Annotated in this window: 12 protein-coding genes, 1 tRNA gene and 1 rRNA gene; 13 read left to right on the top strand and 1 reads right to left on the bottom strand. The window is 69.6% G+C overall.

The annotated features are described in order from the left end of the window. The 3 genes from rrf to OO68_RS40685 all read left to right on the top strand — a co-directional run. A 5S ribosomal RNA gene (gene rrf, locus OO68_RS43355) occupies positions 1–95 on the top strand; the annotation flags it as partial. A gap of 114 nt (positions 96–209) precedes the next feature. Further along, the gene (locus OO68_RS40690) at positions 210–872 is read left to right on the top strand and encodes a DegT/DnrJ/EryC1/StrS family aminotransferase (RefSeq protein ID WP_033314537.1); all 663 of its coding nucleotides are present in this window, start codon (positions 210–212) and stop codon (positions 870–872) included. Positions 873–946: 74 nt separating this feature from the next. Continuing rightward, positions 947–1019: transfer RNA gene (locus OO68_RS40685), tRNA-Thr, on the top strand. A 48-nt stretch (positions 1020–1067) separates the two neighbouring features. Here the strand turns inward: OO68_RS40685 and OO68_RS40680 are convergent. Continuing rightward, positions 1068–3821 carry a SpoIIE family protein phosphatase gene (locus OO68_RS40680; protein ID WP_033314536.1) on the bottom strand — a complete coding sequence of 918 codons (2754 nt, stop codon included), beginning with the start codon at positions 3819–3821 and terminating at the stop codon, positions 1068–1070. A gap of 381 nt (positions 3822–4202) precedes the next feature. Here OO68_RS40680 and OO68_RS40675 point away from each other — a divergent pair, with 381 nt between their 5' ends. The 10 genes from OO68_RS40675 to OO68_RS40630 form a co-directional block, all read left to right on the top strand. After that, on the top strand, positions 4203–9665 hold the full coding sequence (locus OO68_RS40675; protein ID WP_033314535.1) for a HAMP domain-containing protein: 5463 nt from the start codon (positions 4203–4205) through the stop codon (positions 9663–9665). A gap of 307 nt (positions 9666–9972) precedes the next feature. Continuing rightward, on the top strand, positions 9973–10653 hold the full coding sequence (locus OO68_RS40670; protein WP_030853408.1) for a response regulator: 681 nt from the start codon (positions 9973–9975) through the stop codon (positions 10651–10653). 127 nt (positions 10654–10780) lie between these two features. Then, entirely contained in the window at positions 10781–13534 is a 2754-nt protein-coding gene (locus OO68_RS40665) for a DNA translocase FtsK (protein ID WP_209442681.1), read from the top strand. A gap of 263 nt (positions 13535–13797) precedes the next feature. Further along, the gene (locus OO68_RS40660) at positions 13798–14646 is read left to right on the top strand and encodes a helix-turn-helix domain-containing protein (RefSeq protein WP_033314534.1); all 849 of its coding nucleotides are present in this window, start codon (positions 13798–13800) and stop codon (positions 14644–14646) included. A gap of 93 nt (positions 14647–14739) precedes the next feature. Further along, positions 14740–16239 (top strand): 30S ribosomal protein S12 methylthiotransferase RimO, encoded by a 1500-nt coding sequence (gene rimO / locus OO68_RS40655; protein ID WP_078625795.1) that lies wholly within the window; start codon positions 14740–14742, stop codon positions 16237–16239. After that, the gene (pgsA, locus tag OO68_RS40650; protein WP_033314532.1) at positions 16236–17090 is read left to right on the top strand and encodes a CDP-diacylglycerol--glycerol-3-phosphate 3-phosphatidyltransferase; all 855 of its coding nucleotides are present in this window, start codon (positions 16236–16238) and stop codon (positions 17088–17090) included. Before rimO ends, pgsA begins: the two co-directional genes overlap by 4 nt. Continuing rightward, complete coding sequence (locus OO68_RS40645; protein ID WP_033314531.1) at positions 17087–17632, top strand: CinA family protein; 546 nt, start codon at positions 17087–17089, stop codon at positions 17630–17632. The genes pgsA and OO68_RS40645 overlap by 4 nt, the downstream gene beginning before the upstream one ends. Positions 17633–17741: 109 nt before the next feature. Beyond that, positions 17742–18122 (top strand): helix-turn-helix domain-containing protein, encoded by a 381-nt coding sequence (locus OO68_RS40640; RefSeq protein WP_033314530.1) that lies wholly within the window; start codon positions 17742–17744, stop codon positions 18120–18122. Between the two features lie 200 nt (positions 18123–18322). Next, a complete protein-coding gene (locus tag OO68_RS40635) occupies positions 18323–18793 on the top strand; it encodes a Dps family protein (RefSeq protein WP_033314529.1) in 471 nt (156 codons plus the stop codon). 352 nt (positions 18794–19145) lie between these two features. Then, positions 19146–19327: hypothetical protein (locus OO68_RS40630; protein WP_157852825.1), on the top strand; the 182-nt coding region annotated here is incomplete at its 3' end.

The raw sequence follows: 19327 nt of genomic DNA, 5'->3' as shown, positions 1-19327 counted from the left end.
AAACGCCCGGTTACATTCCGAACCCGGAAGCTAAGCCTTACAGCGCCGATGGTACTGCAGGGGGGACCCTGTGGGAGAGTAGGACGCCGCCGAACAATCATTGAAAGGGTTGGACCCGGAACTTCGGTTCCGGGTCCAACCCTTTTTTGTTGCGCGTCACTTGAAGTTCACGTTGCGCAACGAGCATCCATTGCATGGGTACTGCTGCAATGCTCAGGGCCGCCGGGGTCGGACTCGGTGACGAGGTCGTCGTGCCGGCCTTCGGGAACGTCGAGGTGGCCGAAGCCGTGACCATGGCCGGGGCTCTGCCGGTGTTCGCCGACATAGACCCCGCCACCTACTGTCTCGACGCCGCTGCTGTGGAAGCAGCGGTCACCTCGCGCACCGCTGCCGTGGTCGTCGTCCACCGCTTCGGCCGGCTCGCCGACATCGGTCGGCTGCACGCCCTCGGACAGCGGCACGGTCTGCTGGTGCTGGAGCATGGGGAGTCGGAGGCGCCGTATGACGAGATAGCGCAGCGCCGGGAGCGCGCGGCTTATCTCGATGCCAAGTTGAGGGGTGTGCGGACGCCGGACGACGGTGACGGGCACACCTACCAGCAGTACGTCGTGCGGGTTCCGGGGAATGGGCGGCCTGATCGGGACGCCTTCGCGCGGGCCGTGCGGGCCAGGGGAGTCGAGTGCCGGGTGCCGGTGAAGACGCCCGTGCACCGGCTGCCCGAATTCCGTCGCTGTGTCGCGCTGCCGGAGACCGAGCGGGCTTCCGACGAGACGCTCGCGCTGCCCGTGGACGCGTCACTGACCAAGCGGGACATGCATCGGATCGTGTCGGCCTGCAACGCCCTGGGAGGGCTTCTCCAGCCCGCCTTCTGACGTGGTTGGGAGCACGGGTCTGTTCGGGGTATGATCTATTCCGTTGCCGCGGGGGAGACCTCGCAAAGCAACAGGCCCCTATAGCTCAGTCGGTAGAGCGTCTCCATGGTAAGGAGAAGGTCAGCGGTTCGATTCCGCTTGGGGGCTCAAGCGAGAAAAAGGCCCCACCCTCACGGGTGGGGCCTTTTCGTTTCCCTAGTCCTTGTGGGGGCCGGGGACGCGCATGGCGAGGATCGCCATGTCGTCCGAAGGGGCGTCCGAAGCGAAGCGTTCCACCGCGCGCATGATGCGGGCCGCCACCGCGCCGGCCGTGAGGCCCGTGCAGGTCGTGAGGACGTCGGCGAGACCGTCGTCGCCGAGCATGCGGGCGCCCTCCCGGCGTTCGGTGACGCCGTCCGTGACGCACAGCAGGACGTCGCCCGGGTCGAGGGTGACGGTCTGCTCGTAGAGCTCCAGGTCCTCGATGACGCCGAGCAGCGGCTGGGGTTCAGCGGCCGGTTCGACCGTGCCGTCCTGGCGAAGGCGCAGCGGGAGTGGATGGCCGGCGCAGACGACTTTCAGTTCCGCGCTGCCGTCCTCCTGCGGGCGCATCTCGCCGTAGAGGAGGGTGAGGAAGCGGCTGCGGGCGCCTTCGTCGAGGATCGCGGAGTTCAGGCGCTCCAGGACCGTCGGGCCGGTGAGGCCCTCGCGGGCCAGGAGGCGCAGGGCGTGGCGGGCCAGGCCGGTGACCGCCGCCGCGTTCGGGCCCGTACCGCAGACGTCGCCGATGGCGAAGCCGTAGGCGCCGTCGCAGATGGGGAAGACGTCGTAGAAGTCGCCGCCCACCTCGTTGCCCTCGCCGGCGGCGCGGTAGATGACCTCGACCTCGACGCCGTCGATCTCGGGGAGCTCCGGGGGCAGGAGGCTGCGCTGGAGGGACTGGCTGATCGCCGTGCGCTCCGAGTAGAGGCGGGCGTTGTCCAGGGCCAGGGCTGCCCGGCGCGAGAGGTCCTCGGCCAGTTCCAGGATCTCCTGGCGGAAGTGTTCGTCGGTGGGCTTGCCGAGGGTCAGCATGCCGATGACGCGGTTGCGGGCGACCAGCGGCAGGACCACGGTTTCGCCGCCCACGGCGGAGGCGGTCGCGAGGGTGGGGCCGATGCCGGGGGTGACCTGGCGGGTCGGGCTGCCGCTGAGGCCCAGGCTGCGCATGGAGCTGCGCAGGGCCGCCTGGTGGGCCACCTCGGCGGGGGCCGTCCACACGCGGGCGCCGGGGGTGGGGACCGGGTCGGGCGCGGGGACCTTCGACAGCAGGTACTTGATGCCGTCGATGAGTTCCTCGTCCTCGTGCAGGACGTAGGAGAGGTAGGGCTCGGAGGCTTGGTCGGCGATCGTGTAGACGGCGCACCAGGTGGCGAGGGTCGGGACGGTCATCTGGGCCATCAGGGCCAGCGTCTGGTCGCGGTCCAGGGTGCCGGCCAGGAGGTCGGAGGCCTCGACGAGGAAGCTGAGGGAGCCGCGGCGCAGGCGTTCCAGTTCGCCCAGGCGGGCCGATTCGACGGCGAGGGCGATGCGGTCGGCGGCGAACTGGAGGCGCAGGGCCTCCTCGTTGGAGTATCTGGCGGGGGCTTCGGCGGCGACGCCGAGGGAGCCGGTGAGGCGGCCCTCCACCTTCAGGGGGACCGTGACGACCGAGCGCATGCCCGTGCCGTTCAGCAGCGGCACCGCGCCGGGGACCGCGGTCAGGTCGTCGTGGACGGCGGGCATGCGGGCCGAGCCGTAGCGGCCGGGGCCGGCTTCGACGGGGACGCGGGCGAAGCGCTGGCGGGCGGAGGGGAGGCCGGTGGAGGCGCGGACCTCCAGTTCCGTTTCGTCGTCGGTGGCGAGCAGGAGGAACGCCGAGTCGCCGTCGAGCATGTCGCGGGCGCGCTCGACCGTGCGCTGGAGGAGGCCGTCGAGGTCGTCCGGGGCGGGGGAGCCGATGAAGACCTCGAAGGGGTCGGTGCTCTGGCCCTCGGAACCGCCGGAGGTGTCGGAGGCGGGGCCGCGCAGCGGGGTCTGCAGAACTGCCCGTTCGTGGTCCCGTACGAGGAGGCACACGGTTGACGGTTCGCCTGCGGTGTCGCGGACGCGCAGGTGGGAGGCGTAGACAGGGGTGACGCGGCCGGTGGCGGCGCGGATGCCGTAGCTGCCTTCCCAGCGGGAGAGGCGCAGGGCCTCCGCGATGCCGGTGCTGGTGCCGGGCGTGTGCGGCCAGGCCGCGAGGTCGGTCAGGGGCTTGCCGACGACCTGCTCGGCCGGGTAGCCGAAGAGGTCCTCGGCGTCCTCGTTCCAGGCGGCGATGTGGCCGGTGCGGTCGACCTGGACGACGGCCACGCGGACCCGGCTGTCGGCGAGGGGGAGGAGGTCCAAGGGCAGGGCCGGGCCGGCCGTACGGGTGCCCACCGCGCGTGCGGGCAGGTCCAGTTGGAACCAGACGGTCTTGTGGGTGGGGATGTATTCCACGCCCCAGCGGCCGGCGAGGGCCGCGCACAGCTGGAGTCCGCGGCCGCCCTCGCGGTCGGGGCTGCCCATGTTGATCGCCGCACCCTGGAGGGGGATCTCGCGTTCGGGGTAGCGGTCGGCCACCTCGATGCGGACGCCCTCGTCGCTGCGCAGGCACAGCACGTCGGCGGAGGTGCCGGCGTGGACCACGGCGTTGGTCACCAGTTCGCTCGTGAGAACGACGGCGTCGTCGACGATGTCCGCGAAACCCCAGCCCTGGAGGGTGTCGCGGACGAAGGAGCGGGCGCTCGCGACCGATCGCCCGACGGGCTCGAAACTGGCGGCCGCGCGCGCGGTGATCACAGAACTCCTCGACCGGTTCTCGACGTGCTGGGCTGCGTGGCCGGCCGGCTCGCGCCGCTGCTGGGGCAGGGCGCCCGTCGGCCGGGGGTCCGGGGGCTGTTCCCCCGGGATCAGTCCGGTGGTCATGTTGTGTGCGGCCGCCCCTCCGATGCCCGCTCGTCTTCGTGCCACCGCCCAGGCCGGACGGACCGGCGCGGCTGGACAGCCGGATGCAAGGTTACTTACCTTCGCGGTCCATGCGGATGCCGGTCTGCAGTGTTTCCGTCCGGAGGGTGTGCGGACGATGTGCGAAGCTGCCGAACTGTTATGGCCTGGTTCGGCCAGGGTGAAACACTGGGCAAGCTTCTTGTGAAGGTCAGGGCAGGCCGTGTGCCCGGAGGTGACCTTGGGCAGCAGCCCCCTGGAGACGGCCTGGCATGCAGGGCAGAGAATACGCAGTAGTAACCGGTACGCCGAGCGTGGTACCCGAGCACAGCAGAGACGGTCGACCCCTGCGGGAGGGACACAGTGGAGTCTGGCGCAGCGACGCGTGGCAAGAAGACGCGCGCGAAAGGCGGACAGTCCCCGATCAACCAGGGCAAGGTGCGCAGTGGCACGACCGAGGTGGACACGGCGGCCCTGAACCGGCTGATGGCGGCCCTGGTGTCGATGCGGGACGGAAACTTCCGCAAGCGGCTCACGGTGTCGGGCGACGGCGTGATGGCCGAGATCGCGGCGGTCTTCAACGAGGTGGCCGACCGCAATCTGCATCTGACGGGTGAGCTGTCGCGGGTGCGGCGGATGGTGGGCCGCGAGGGCAAGCTCACCGAGCGGCTGGAGACGGGTGCCTGCGAGGGCTCTTGGGCGACGGCGATCGACAACTCGAACGCCCTGGTGGACGACCTGGTGCGGCCGGTCTCCGAGGTCGGCCGGGTGCTGTCGGCGGTGGCGGAGGGTGATCTGTCGCCGCGTATGGAGCTGCGGACGCAGGCGGCGGACGGGAACAGTCAGCCGCTGCGGGGCGAGTTCCTGAAGGTCGGGCGGACCGTCAACAACCTGGTCGACCAGCTGTCGACGTTCACCGACGAGGTCACGCGGGTGGCCAGTGAGGTGGGCACCGAGGGCAAGCTGGGCGGGCAGGCCCGGGTGCGGGGCATGTCGGGTTCGTGGCGGGACCTGACGGACTCCGTCAACACCATGGCGAACCGGCTGACCGCCCAGGTGAGGGACATCGCGCTGGTGACGACGGCGGTCGCCAAGGGCGATCTGTCGCGGAAGGTCACGGTCCAGGTGGCCGGCGAGATGCTGGAGCTGAAGAACACCGTCAACACGATGGTCGACCAGCTCTCCGCGTTCTCCTCCGAGGTGACGCGTGTGGCGCGTGAGGTGGGCACCGAGGGCGCGCTCGGCGGTCAGGCGCAGGTGCCGGGTGTCGCCGGTGTGTGGAAGGAACTCACCGATTCGGTGAACACCATGGCCGGGAACCTCACGGCGCAGGTGCGCGGGATCGCGGAGGTGACGACCGCGGTGGCCAACGGTGACCTGTCGCGCAAGGTGACCGTGCCTGCGCGCGGCGAGGTTGCCCAGCTCGCCGACACGATCAACCAGATGACCGAGACGCTGCGGATCTTCGCGGACGAGGTCACGCGCGTGGCCAACGAGGTCGGGGCCGAGGGGCAGCTCGGTGGTCAGGCGAACGTGCCGGGTGCGGCGGGGACGTGGAAGGACCTCACCGATTCGGTGAACACGGTCTTCCGGAATCTGACCACTCAGGTGCGGGACATCGCCGCGGTGACGACGGCGGTGGCCAATGGCGACCTGTCGCAGAAGGTCACGGTGGACGTGGCCGGCGAGATGCTGGAGCTGAAGAACACCGTCAACACGATGGTGGATCAGCTGTCCGCCTTCGGTGCCGAAGTGACGCGTGTGGCGCGGGAGATCGGTGTCGAGGGTGAGCTGGGCGGCCAGGCGCAGGTGCCCGGCGCGGCGGGCACGTGGAAGGACCTGACGGACTCCGTCAACACGGCGTTCCGGAATCTCACCGGTCAGGTGAGGAACATCGCCCAGGTGACGACGGCGGTGGCCAACGGCGACCTCTCGCAGAAGGTCACCGTCGACGTCTCCGGCGAGATGCTCAAGCTGAAGAACACCGTGAACACGATGGTGGACCAGCTGTCGAGCTTCGCCGACCAGGTGACGCGGATGGCCCGGGACGTGGGCACGGAGGGCCGCCTGGGCGGGCAGGCTCGGGTGGACGGTGTCTCGGGCACGTGGAAGGAGCTCACCGACTCCGTCAACTCGATGGCCGGGAACCTCACTTCCCAGGTGCGCAACATCGCGCAGGTGACGACGGCGGTGGCCCGGGGTGACCTGTCGCAGAAGATCGACGTCGACGCGCGCGGCGAGATCCTGGAGCTGAAGAACACCATCAACACGATGGTCGACCAGCTCTCGGCCTTCGCCGACCAGGTGACCCGGGTCGCGCGCGAGGTGGGTACGGACGGCCGGCTGGGCGGTCAGGCGCAGGTGCCCGGTGTCGCCGGTGTCTGGCGTGACCTGACGGACTCCGTGAACGGCATGGCGTCCAACCTGACCGGCCAGGTGCGCAACATCGCCCAGGTGGCCACGGCGGTGGCCCGGGGTGACCTGTCCCAGAAGATCACCGTGGACGCCCGCGGGGAGATCCTGGAGCTGAAGAACACGCTGAACACGATGGTGGACCAGCTGTCGTCGTTCGCCGAAGAGGTCACGCGTGTGGCCCGTGAGGTGGGCACGGAGGGCATCCTGGGCGGCCAGGCCGAGGTGCAGGGCGTCTCCGGCACCTGGAAGGACCTCACCCAGTCCGTGAACGGCATGGCGAACAACCTGACCATCCAGGTACGCAACATCGCCGAGGTCACGACGGCAGTGGCCCGAGGTGATCTGTCGAAGAAGATCACCGTCGACGCCAAGGGCGAGATCCTCGAACTGGTCACGACCGTCAACACGATGGTGGACCAGCTCTCCTCCTTCGCCGAGCAGGTGACCCGGGTGGCCCGCGAGGTGGGCACCGAGGGCATCCTGGGCGGCCAGGCGCACGTGCCGGGTGTCACGGGCATCTGGAAGGACCTGAGCGACAACGTCAACCTGATGGCGAAAAATCTCACCACTCAGGTGCGGAACATCTCCCAGGTCTCGGCGGCGGTCGCCAACGGTGACCTGACGCGGCAGGTCACCATCGAGGCGCGCGGCGAGGTCGCGCAGCTCGCCGACACCATCAACACGATGGTGAAGACGCTGAGTTCGTTCGCCGAACAGGTCACCAAGGTGGCCCGTGAGGTGGGCACGGACGGCATCCTCGGTGGCCAGGCGCACGTACCGGGTGTGGCCGGTACGTGGAAGGACCTCACCGAGTCCGTGAACCAGATGGCGTCCAACCTGACCGGCCAGGTGCGCAACATCGCCATGGTGACCACGGCCATCGCCAAGGGTGACCTGACGAAGAAGATCGACATCGACGCGCGCGGGGAGATCCTGGAGCTGAAGACGACCATCAACACGATGGTCGACCAGCTGTCGTCCTTCGCGGAAGAGGTCACACGTGTGGCCCGCGAGGTGGGCACGGAAGGGCAGCTGGGCGGCCAGGCGCGTGTGCGGGACGTGGACGGCACCTGGCGGGACCTGACCGAGTCGGTGAACGAGATGGCCGGGAACCTGACCCGGCAGGTGCGTGCCATCGCGCGCGTGGCGACCGCGGTGACCCGCGGCGATCTGAACCTGAAGATCGACGTGGACGCGTCCGGGGAGATCCAGGAGCTCCAGGACTACATCAACAAGATGATCGCCAACCTGCGCGACACCACGATCGCCAACAAGGAGCAGGACTGGCTCAAGGGCAACCTGGCCCGGATCTCGGCGTTGATGCAGGGCCGGCGCGACCTGGAGGACGTGGCCTCGCTGATCATGAGCGAGCTGACGCCGGTCGTCTCCGCGCAGCACGGCGCGTTCTTCCTGGCGATGCCGCTCGTCGACGGCGAGGACATGAACGCCGCGGACGACGACCAGTACGAGCTGCGCATGCTGGGCAGTTACGGCTACTCGATGGGCTCGATGCCGACGTCGTTCGAGCCCGGTGAGGCGCTGATCGGGACGGCCGCCACGGAGAAGCGCACGATCCTCGTGGAGAACGCGCCCAGCGGCTACCTGAAGATCTCCTCGGGGCTCGGTGAGGCGCCGCCCGCGCAGGTGATCGTGCTGCCGGTGCTGTTCGAGGGGAAGGTGCTCGGCGTCATCGAGCTGGCGTCCTTCACGCCGTTCACGCAGATCCAGAAGGACTTCCTGAACCAGATCGCCGAGATGATCGCGACGAGCGTCAACACCATCTCCGTCAACACCAAGACGGAGCTGCTGCTGGCGCAGTCGCAGGAGCTGACCGAGCAACTGCGGGAGCGCTCGGCGGAGTTGGAGCAGCGGCAGAAGGCCCTCCAGGCGTCCAACGCCGAACTGGAGGAGAAGGCCGAGCTGCTGGCCCAGCAGAACCGCGACATCGAGGTGAAGAACACCGAGATCGAGGAGGCGCGGCAGGTCCTGGAGGAGCGCGCCGAGCAGCTCGCGGTGTCGATGCGCTACAAGAGCGAGTTCCTGGCGAACATGTCGCACGAGCTGCGTACGCCGCTCAACTCGCTGCTGATCCTGGCCAAGCTGCTCGCCGACAACGCCGAGGGGAACCTCTCCCCGAAGCAGGTCGAGTTCGCCGAGACGATCCACGGAGCCGGGTCGGACCTGCTCCAGCTCATCAACGACATCCTGGACCTGTCGAAGGTCGAGGCGGGCAAGATGGACGTCTCCCCGACGCGGATCGCGCTCGTCCAGCTCGTGGACTACGTGGAGGCGACCTTCCGGCCGCTGACCGCGGAGAAGGGCCTGGATCTGTCCGTGCGGGTCTCGCCGGAGCTGCCGGCGACGCTGCACACCGACGAGCAGCGGCTGCTGCAGGTGCTGCGCAACCTGCTGTCGAACGCGGTGAAGTTCACCGACTCCGGGTCGGTGGAGCTGGTCATCAGGCCGGCGCGGGACGACGTGCCGCAGAAGATCCGGGAGCAGCTGCTGGAGACCGGGTCGCTTGCCGATCCGGACGCCGGGCTCATCGCGTTCTCGGTGACCGACACGGGCATCGGCATCGCGTCCAGCAAGATGCGGGTGATCTTCGAGGCGTTCAAGCAGGCCGACGGCACGACCAGCCGCAAGTACGGCGGTACGGGTCTCGGGTTGTCCATCTCGCGGGAGATCGCGCAGTTGCTCGGCGGTGAGATTTACGCGCAGAGCGAGCCCGGCCGTGGCTCGACGTTCACGCTGTATCTGCCGCTGCACCCCAGCGAACTGCCGCCGCAGGGCTACCAGCAGCAGCTGCCCGCCCTGGAGGCCGGCGACCTGGTGGCGTCGACGTCCGAGCTGTCGGAGGTGGAGGCCGAGACGCCGGCCGAGGTGACCTCGTACCGGGAGACGCAGAACGGGCCCGCCGCACTGTTCCGGCGGCGCCGCAGGATGCCCGAGCTGCCGCCGCGCCCCGCGCAGCTGGAGCAGTGGACTCCGTCCGAGCAGGAGCCGGCGCCGAGGTCGAACCGCGGCATCCGTTTCGGCGGCCAGAAGGTCCTGATCGTCGACGACGACATCCGCAACGTCTTCGCCCTGACCAGCGTCCTGGAACAGCACGGCCTGTCCGTGCTGTACGCGGAGAACGGCCGGGAGGGCATCGAGGTCCTGGAGCAGCACGACGACGTGGCGGTCGTGCTGATGGACATCATGATGCCCGAGATGGACGGGTACGCGACGACCACGGCGATCCGCAGGATGCCGCAGTTCGCCGGGCTGCCGATCATCGCGCTGACGGCGAAGGCGATGAAGGGCGACCGCGAGAAGGCGATCGAGTCGGGCGCTTCCGACTACGTGACGAAGCCCGTCGACCCCGATCACCTGCTGGCGGTGATGGATCAGTGGATGCGAGGGGAATGAGGGGAACGTCGGTCAGTCGCGCGACCATGTCGGGAAGGTTCGGTGTTCACGCGGAGTTGCGGACTCGGTGTGCGCATAGTCGTGTAGAAGTACAAGATCTGGGGAACCTTCTGGTCTCCTGCTGCGTTTCTGCTACGTGCACAGTGACATCGCGGTGACAGGGTGTGGCGACGGGCAGGGTGCGGCTACGATGACCGGCACAAGGAAGGGCGGCGCAAGGGAGTCGTCCCCTGGGGCGGCACCCACCGGTGCTGCCGCAGGTCCTGCGGACAGGGGAGGCCCCACGCCGGGGCGAGGAGGGCGGGCCATGGTGCAGAAGGCCAAGATCCTCCTGGTCGATGACCGGCCGGAGAATCTGCTGGCGCTGGAGGCGATCCTCTCTGCGCTCGATCAGACGCTGGTGCGGGCATCGTCCGGGGAGGAAGCGCTCAAAGCGCTGCTCACGGACGACTTCGCGGTCATCCTGCTGGACGTCCAGATGCCGGGTATGGACGGCTTCGAGACGGCCGCGCACATCAAGCGCCGCGAGCGGACGCGGGACATCCCGATCATCTTCCTCACGGCGATCAACCACGGCCCGCACCACACCTTCCGGGGCTACGCGGCGGGCGCGGTGGACTACATCTCCAAGCCGTTCGACCCGTGGGTGCTGCGGGCGAAGGTCTCCGTCTTCGTCGAGCTGTACATGAAGAACTGCCAGCTGCGGGAGCAGGCGTCGCTGCTGCGGCTCCAGTTGGAGGGCAACGGCAAGGACGCGGGCGGCGAGGCCAAGGAGTCGGCCGGGCTGCTCGCTGAGCTCTCCGCACGGCTCGCGGCCGTCGAGGAGCAGGCCGAAGCGCTGACCAAGCAGCTCAACGACGAGTCGACGGACGCCGCCGCGGTGGCCACGGCGGCTCATCTGGAGCGCAAGCTCACGGGGTTGCGGCGGGCGCTGGACGCGCTGGAGCCGGGCACCGGGAGCACGTCCTCGGTGTCCTCGCAGAACTGACGCGTGCGCAGGCGGGATTGTCCACCGGTGACCGCGCGTCAGTTTCGTGCCTCTCCCGGAGCGACACGAACGGGTGAAGCGGTGGACACGCGTGTCCCCTGTCGTCTCCCCCGGTAACCTCACACCCATGGCCTCACGTCCCTCCGCAGCCAAGAAGCCGCCGCCCGCGAAGAAGGCGGCCGCGAAGGCTCCGGCGAAGAAGGCCGCCGCCAAGAAGGCTCCCGCGAAGAAGGCGCCCGCCCGGAAGGCCGCGGCCAAGAAGGTCGCGCCCAAACCGGCCCCCAGTCCCACCGGCGGCATCTACCGGCTCGTGCGGGCCGTCTGGCTCGGTGTGGCGCACGCCGTCGGCGCCGTGTTCCGCGGCATAGGGCAGGGCGCGAAGAACCTCGACCCGGCCCACCGCAAGGACGGCGTCGCCCTGCTGCTGCTCGGTATCGCGCTGATCGTCGCCGCGGGCACCTGGGCCGATCTCAAGGGCCCCGTGGGCGACCTCGTCGAGATCCTGGTGACCGGCGCCTTCGGCCGGCTCGACCTGCTCGTGCCGATACTCCTCGCCGTCATCGCCGTGCGGTTCATCCGTCACCCGGAGAAGCCCGAGGCCAACGGACGCATCGTCATCGGCCTGTCCGCGCTCGTCATCGGCGTGCTCGGCCAGGTCCACATCGCGTGCGGCTCACCCGCGCGTGGCGACGGCATGCAGGCCATAAGGGACGCCGGCGGTCTCATCGGCTGGGCCATGGCGACGCCGCTGTCGTACGCCATGGGCGACGTGCTCGCCGTGCCGCTGCTGGCGCTGCTGACCGTCTTCGGGCTGCTGGTCGTCACGGCCACCCCGGTCAACGCCATTCCGCAGCGGCTGCGGCTGCTCGGGGTGCGTCTCGGGATCCTGCGCGACCCGGCCGAGGACGAGTTCGTCTTCGCCGAGGACGACGAGCGCTACGAGGAGCAGTGGCGCGAGGCGCTGCCCGCGCGCCCGCGCGGCCGACGCGGGCCGGCGCCCGCGGCGTACGACCCGGACACTGCCGAGGAAGAAGCCCTCACCCGGCGCCGTGGCCGTCCTCGCCGCTCGGCGGTGCCGCAACCCGACATGGACCGGCGCAGGGACGCCGTGGACGTCGCTGCGGCGGCCGCCGCAGCGCTCGACGGTGCCGTGCTGCACGGCATGCCGCCCTCGCCGGTCGTCGCCGACCTCACCCAGGGCGTACGGGCAGGGGACCACGAGGCGACCACCCCGACGCCCGTCCCGGCCGCACGCCCCCAGCAGGACAAGGCCAAGCAGGAAAGGCCCGAGCAGGACGAGCCCGAGCCGCAGAAGCCGAGGGCGGGCGTCCGCGACCTCACCAAGGCACCCCCTGCCGAACCGCGCGACCTGCCCCCGCGCGCGGAGCAGCTCCAGCTCTCCGGCGACATCACGTACTCCCTGCCGTCGCTCGACCTGCTGGAGCGCGGCGGCCCGGGCAAGGCGCGCAGCGCCGCCAACGACCTCATCGTCGAGTCGCTGACGACGGTCTTCACCGAGTTCAAGGTGGACGCCAGCGTCACCGGCTTCACCCGCGGGCCGACGGTCACGCGCTACGAGGTCGAGCTCGGCCCCGCCGTGAAGGTCGAGCGGATCACCGCGCTGACCAAGAACATCGCCTACGCCGTCGCCAGCCCGGACGTGCGGATCATCAGCCCGATCCCCGGCAAGTCCGCGGTTGGCATCGAGATCCCCAACACCGACCGGGAGATGGTCAACCTCGGAGACGTACTGCGTCTGGCGGAGTCCGCCGAGGACGACGACCCGATGCTGGTCGCCTTCGGTAAGGACGTCGAGGGCGGCTACGTCATGCACTCGCTGGCGAAGATGCCGCACATGCTGGTCGCCGGCGCCACCGGCTCCGGCAAGTCGTCCTGCATCAACTGCCTGATCACCTCGGTGATGATGCGGGCGACCCCCGAGGACGTGCGGATGATCCTGGTCGACCCCAAGCGGGTCGAACTCACCGCGTACGAGGGCATCCCGCACCTGATCACGCCGATCATCACCAACCCCAAGCGGGCCGCCGAGGCGCTCCAGTGGGTCGTACGCGAGATGGACCTGCGCTACGACGACCTGGCGGCCTACGGCTACCGGCACATCGACGACTTCAACAAGGCCGTGCGCGAGGGCAAGGTCAAACCGCCCGAGGGCAGTGAGCGCGAGCTCCAGCCGTACCCGTACCTGCTGGTCATCGTCGACGAGCTCGCCGACCTGATGATGGTCGCACCGCGGGACGTCGAGGACGCGATCGTGCGCATCACCCAGCTCGCACGCGCGGCCGGCATCCACCTGGTCCTCGCCACGCAGCGGCCGTCGGTGGACGTCGTCACCGGTCTGATCAAGGCGAACGTGCCGTCCCGGCTGGCGTTCGCCACGTCCTCGCTGGCCGACTCGCGGGTCATCCTCGACCAGCCGGGCGCCGAGAAGCTCATCGGCAAGGGCGACGGGCTGTTCCTTCCGATGGGGGCCAACAAGCCCACCCGTATGCAGGGCGCGTTCGTCACCGAGGAGGAGATCGCGGGCGTCGTCCGGCACTGCAAGGACCAGATGACGCCGGTCTTCCGGGACGACGTCGTCGTGGGCACCAAGCAGAAGAAGGAGATCGACGAGGACATCGGCGACGACCTCGACCTGCTGTGCCAGGCGGCCGAACTGGTCGTCTCCACGCAGTTCGGGTCGACGTCCATGCTCCAGCGCAAACTGCGCGTCGGCTTCGCCAAGGCCGGGCGGCTGATGGACCTGATGGAGTCCCGGAACATCGTCGGACCGAGCGAGGGTTCGAAGGCTCGTGACGTTCTTGTGAAGCCTGACGAGCTGGATGGCGTGCTCGCCCTGATCCGGGGGGAGTCTGAAGGGTAGGGAAACGGGACACGGTGATCGCCTCGCGGGGCGTTACGGCAAACGGGTGTCCGGATCGTGACTCACCCGTAAGGGATCATCGAGCAACCGTTTCCCTGCGGCGTACGTCAAGTTGAGGGAAGCGACAACCAGCGAGCCCACCATCGGAATGTCGGGCCATTCCGATGGCGTACAAAGTGACACCGCCCGGTTGCCCCACCCTTTTGGTACCCCCCTAGACTGAACTTCCAGCACAGGCGGCTACACGCTCGAAAGGCGCCCCCGTGTCCATCGGCAACTCCCCTGAAGACGAGCGTCCGTTCGAAAACGAGCACGTCGAAGCAGACCGCGAGGAAGCCCGCCCCTCGATCGGCCGTGCCCTGCAGCAGGCTCGTATCGCCGCCGGGCTGACCGTCGACGACGTCAGTAGCGCCACCCGGGTCCGTATGAACATCGTGCACGCGATCGAGGCGGACGACTTCTCCGCCTGCGGCGGGGACGTCTACGCCCGTGGGCACATCAGGACCCTGGCCAAGGCCGTCCACCTCGACCCCGGGCCCCTGCTCGCCCAGTACGGCGACGAGCACGGGGGGCGTCCGGCACCGACCCCGGCAGCTCCTCTCTTCGAGGCGGAACGCATCCGTCCGGAGCGGCGGGGGCCCAACTGGACCGCGGCCATGGTCGCGGCGATCGTCGCCGTGATCGGTTTCGTCGGTTTCACGATGTTCCAGGGCGGCGACGACGGCAGCACCGAGGCGAACGTGGCCGAGGGCTCCACGCCCGGCGACTCCGCCTCCCCGACCACCAAGACCAAGAAGCCCGCCGACCCCGAGCCCGAGCCGTCCGACAGTGCCATCGCGGCCGCGCCGCAGGACAAGGTGACGGTCCGGGTGGCCGCCGCCGACGGCCGCAGCTGGATCGCCGCCAAGGACCACAACGGCCGGATGATCTTCGACGGCGTTCTCAAGCAGGGCGACACCAAGACCTTCCAGGACAGCTCGAAGGTCCACCTCGTCCTCGGAGACGCCGGCGCGATCGACCTCTTCGTCAACGGCAAGAAGATCGAGGAGAACTTCCAGCCGGGGTCCGTGGAGCGCCTGACGTACACGAAGGGCGACCCCGAAGCCGGGTGACCGGACCGAAACGTCCAGTTCGTACGGGGTTGGCCTGGAAACGGCCAACCCCGTCGACGTGGGGTGTCAGCGGGACGAAGTAGTCTTGAGCCCATGCCTGAACGCCGTACCGTCGCACTCGTCACCCTTGGCTGCGCCCGTAACGAGGTGGACTCGGAGGAGCTCGCAGGCCGTTTGGAGGCGGACGGCTGGCAGCTCGTGGAGGACGCCGAGAACGCGGACGTCGCCGTCGTGAACACCTGCGGCTTCGTCGAAGCCGCCAAGAAGGACTCCGTCGACGCCCTCCTCGAAGCCAACGACCTCAAGGGGCACGGCAGAACCCAGGCCGTCGTGGCGGTGGGCTGCATGGCCGAGCGGTACGGCAAGGAACTCGCCGAAGCCCTCCCCGAGGCCGACGGCGTGCTCGGTTTCGACGACTACTCGGACATCTCGGACCGCCTGCAGACCATCCTCAACGGCGGCATCCACGCCTCGCACACCCCGCGCGACCGGCGCAAGCTGCTGCCCATCAGCCCGGCGGAGCGCCAGGAGTCGGCTGCCGACGTCGCGCTGCCCGGGCACGGCCCGGCCGAGCCCGCCGTCGCGCCGGCGGATCTTCCGGAGGGTCTCGCCCCGGCCTCCGGCCCGCGCGCGCCCCTGCGCCGCCGCCTGGACGGCTCCCCGGTCGCCTCCGTCAAGCTCGCCTCCGGCTGCGACCGGCGCTGCTCGTTCTGCGCCATCCCGTCCTTCCGTGGCTCCTTCATCTCCCGCCGCCCCAGCGACGTGCTGAACGAGACGCGGTGGCTGGCCGAGCAGGGCGTGAAGGAGATCATGCTGGTCTCCGAGAACAACACCTCCTACGGCAAGGACCTGGGCGACATCCGCCTCCTGGAATCCCTGCTGCCCGAGCTCGCCGACGTCGACGGCATCGAGCGGGTGCGCGTCAGCTACCTCCAGCCCGCCGAGATGCGGCCCGGCCTCATCGACGTGCTCACCTCGACCCCGAAGATCGCGCCCTACTTCGACCTGTCCTTCCAGCACTCCGCGCCCGGCGTGCTGCGCGCGATGCGCCGCTTCGGCGACACCGACCGGTTCCTGGAACTGCTCGACACCATCCGCAGCAAGGCGCCCGAGGCCGGTGTCCGCTCCAACTTCATCGTCGGCTTCCCCGGCGAGAGCGAGGCCGACCTCGCCGAGCTGGAGCGGTTCCTGAACGGCGCGCGGCTCGACGCCATCGGCGTCTTCGGCTACTCCGACGAAGAGGGCACCGAGGCGGCGACCTACGAGAACAAGCTCGACGAGGACGTCGTCGCCGAGCGGCTGGCCCACATCTCGCGACTGGCCGAGGAACTCGTCTCGCAGCGGGCCGAGGACCGCGTCGGCCAGAGCGTGCGGGTCCTCGTCGAGTCCGTCGACGAGGACGGCGTGTACGGCCGTGCGGAGCACCAGGCGCCGGAGACGGACGGCCAGGTGCTCCTCACGAGCGGCGCGGGTCTGCGCGTCGGCCGTATGGTCGAGGCGAAGGTGGTCGGTACGGAAGGTGTCGACCTGGTGGCCGAGCCGCTGCAGGGCTCGCTCACGTCGCCTGCGTGGAGTGAGGAGGCGGGCAGATGACCGGTGTCCCGGCATCCGCGGCGGGAGGCGCCTCCGGCGCGAGGAGGGCGGCGGCCGGTGCGGCCGCCGTGACGCCCGCTGCCCCGGCCATGCGGTCGGGCGAGGGCGGGGCGTCCAAAGCCTCGGCCGGTGTGGGTGACGGCGGGACTGCCGGGGCGGTGCCCGGTGCCGGCGCGGCCGTGCCCGGCGAGGACGGTGGCCTCGACGTGCAGGGCGAAGGGAAGACCCCGCGGGGCGGGAAGATCGCTGCCGCGGCCGTCGACCAGGCCAGCGTCTGGAACATCGCCAACCTCCTGACCATGCTCCGGCTGGTCCTCGTACCGGCCTTCGTCGCGCTGATGCTCGCCGACGGCGGCTACGACCCGGCATGGCGGGCCTTCGCCTGGGCCGCCTTCGCCATCGCCATGATCACCGACCTGTTCGACGGTCACCTGGCGCGCACGTACAACCTGGTCACGGACTTCGGGAAGATCGCCGACCCCATCGCCGACAAGGCGATCATGGGGGCGGCGCTCGTCTGTCTGTCCGCCCTCGGTGATCTGCCCTGGTGGGTGACCGGTGTCATCCTCGGCCGGGAACTCGGCGTCACCCTGCTGCGTTTCTGGGTCATCCGGTACGGCGTGATCCCCGCCAGCCGTGGGGGCAAGCTGAAGACCCTCACCCAGGGCGTGGCCGTCGGTATGTACGTGCTGGCGCTGACGGGGTGGCTGGCCACTCTGAGGTGGTGGGTGATGGCCGCGGCGGTCGTGCTGACCGTGGTGACCGGGCTCGACTATGTGAAACAGGCCATTGTGCTGCGCAGGCAGGGAATCGCCGAGCGCAAGGCTGCGTTGGAGGAGAAGGAAGCGTGAGTTCCACGGCCACCGACGTGGTGCGACTACTCACGGTGAAGGGCGAGACGCTCGCTGTCGCGGAGTCGCTGACCGGTGGCCTCGTTGCGGCGGACCTCACATCCGTCCCCGGGGCTTCCAAGGTCTTCCGGGGCTCGGTGACCGCCTACGCCACCGACCTGAAGCACCGCCTGCTCGGTGTCGACGCTGCCCTGCTGGCGGCGCGTGGAGCCGTAGATCCGCAGGTCGCGGCCGAGATGGCGGCGGGTGTACGCAAGGCGCTCGGCACCGACTGGGGCATCGCGACCACCGGTGTCGCGGGTCCCGAGCCGCAGGACGGACAGGCCGTGGGCACGGTTTTCGTCGCCGTGGACGGACCGGCCCGAGCCGATTCCGGTTCTGCCGGCGGCGGAAAAGTGGAGGCTCTGCGGTTGAACGGCCACCGCGCGGAAATTCGTAGAGAGAGTGTACGGAGCGTACTCGCACTGCTTCTGAAGGAGCTTGCGAGCGAACAGACTGGGAATGAGCGGGCACAGGATACGGAACGGAACGGGGGGTTTTGATGTTTGCAGCCCTGAGTGAACACGACATCGCTCCCCGCACGGCCGCGGCGCAAGGCGGTACGGTGGGGCGTAATGGATGCGGCTACGCGGTCCGAGGAGGGAGCCACCGATGATTCTGCTCCGTCGCCTGCTGGGTGACGTGCTGCGTCGGCAGCGCCAGCGCCAGGGCCGTACTCTGCGCGAAGTCTCCTCGTCCGCCCGAGTCTCACTCGGCTATCTCTCCGAGGTGGAGCGGGGGCAGAAGGAGGCTTCCTCCGAGCTGCTCTCCGCCATCTGCGACGCGCTGGACGTACGGATGTCCGAACTCATGCGGGAAGTGAGCGACGAGCTCGCCCTCGCCGAGCTGGCCCAGTCTGCAGCGGCCACCCCCAGCGAGCCTGTACCCACGCCGGTTCGCTCGATGCTGGGTTCCGTGTCGGTGACCGGTGTGCCACCGGAACGGGTGACCATCAAGGCGCCTGCCGAAGCGGTGGACGTCGTCGCCGCGTGAGGCTCTGCCCTCACACGGCATGATCGAGGCCCCGGCCGGGCCTCTCCGGAGGATCCGGAGGGGTGCGCCCGGGGTTTTCGCTTGCCCCGGGCCGGCTGTCGCCGTCTCGCGCAGGCGGTGTCTGATATGTGTGCGTTTGCCGGTGGGGCGTGCGGCGGTCATCGTTGAGGGGATGGCGGGGGCAGTCCTCGGAGGTGCGGATGTACGTCGTGAAGAGCCCGTTGTCGGACGCGAGCCTGAAGACCGTGTCCGAGGCGCTGCAAGGTGCCCTGGTGGACCTGGTGGATCTCGCCCTCGTGGCGAAGCAGATCCACTGGAACGTGGTGGGGCAGCGCTTCCGCTCCGTGCATCTCCAGCTCGACGAGGTCGTCGACATCGCGCGGAAGTACTCCGACACCGTGGCCGAGCGCGCCGCGGCCCTTGGTATCTCCCCTGACGGGCGTGCCGCGACCGTGGCCGTCGGCAGCGGGATCGGAGTGACTCCCGAAGGCTGGGTCGACGACACGACCGCCGTGGGGACGCTCGTCGACGCGCTGGGTGCGGTGATCGCGCGGATGCGGGAGCGGGTCGAGGCGACCGGTGAGCCGGATCCGGTGAGCCAGGACATCTTCATCGGGATCACAGCGGACCTGGAGAAGCATCACTGGATGTTCCAGGCCGAGAACGGGTGACGGAAGAGAGCGCGGGAGCGGGTGACGCGGACGCGCCTCGACGCGCGCCGGGCGCGAGTTTTCCTACTGTGTCGCGGTCTCCGGCATCCATGCCCATGCGGTGCGAAGGGTTGCGCGGTGTGGGGCGGGTGTGTGGGGTCGCTGGGGTGCGCGGTGCCGGGCGGTGGAGCGCTACGAGGCCGGTGAGCGCTGCGGGGCTGGTGCGTCGTGGGTGCGTGCGCCGCCTGTGCGGTGTGCGCGGCCTGAGTGGCGTGCGCTGCCCGGACGGTGCGTGCGGTGCGCCCGTGTGCCCGTGGTGCGCCCTGTCTGCTGGTCCGGGTGGCTGCATAGCGTCGGGCTGGAGGTGGCGGCCATGGCGGGGATAGTGCGCCGGGGGAGCCGGCACTGGGGGGTCCGCGGGGTCGCGCTGGGGCTGGGGGCGCTGTGGTGGTGGGCCATGGTGCGGCTGGTGGCCGTGCCCGAGGCGGGGGTGCTGGAGGCGGCGGTCGCTGCCGGGGGGTGGGGGCTGAGCGTGCTGCCTGTGCACTGTGTGCC

This window comes from Streptomyces iakyrus, assembly GCF_000717055.1.
GTDB lineage: Bacteria > Actinomycetota > Actinomycetes > Streptomycetales > Streptomycetaceae > Streptomyces > Streptomyces iakyrus.
Note: the sequence above shows the minus strand (reverse complement) of the source record. Positions and strands in the feature narration are given on the sequence as shown.

Bases quoted from the DNA above. Each gene is read 5' to 3' on its own strand.
- OO68_RS40690 (WP_033314537.1), top strand. From the start codon at position 210: ATGCTCAGGGCCGCCGGGGTCGGACTCGGTGACGAGGTCGTCGTGCCG.
- OO68_RS40635 (WP_033314529.1), top strand. From the start codon at position 18,323: ATGTACGTCGTGAAGAGCCCGTTGTCGGACGCGAGCCTGAAGACCGTG.
- pgsA (WP_033314532.1), top strand. From the start codon at position 16,236: ATGACCGGTGTCCCGGCATCCGCGGCGGGAGGCGCCTCCGGCGCGAGG.
- OO68_RS40680 (WP_033314536.1), bottom strand. From the start codon at position 3,821: ATGACCACCGGACTGATCCCGGGGGAACAGCCCCCGGACCCCCGGCCG.
- OO68_RS40670 (WP_030853408.1), top strand. From the start codon at position 9,973: ATGGTGCAGAAGGCCAAGATCCTCCTGGTCGATGACCGGCCGGAGAAT.
- OO68_RS40665 (WP_209442681.1), top strand. From the start codon at position 10,781: ATGGCCTCACGTCCCTCCGCAGCCAAGAAGCCGCCGCCCGCGAAGAAG.
- OO68_RS40640 (WP_033314530.1), top strand. From the start codon at position 17,742: ATGATTCTGCTCCGTCGCCTGCTGGGTGACGTGCTGCGTCGGCAGCGC.
- rimO (WP_078625795.1), top strand. From the start codon at position 14,740: ATGCCTGAACGCCGTACCGTCGCACTCGTCACCCTTGGCTGCGCCCGT.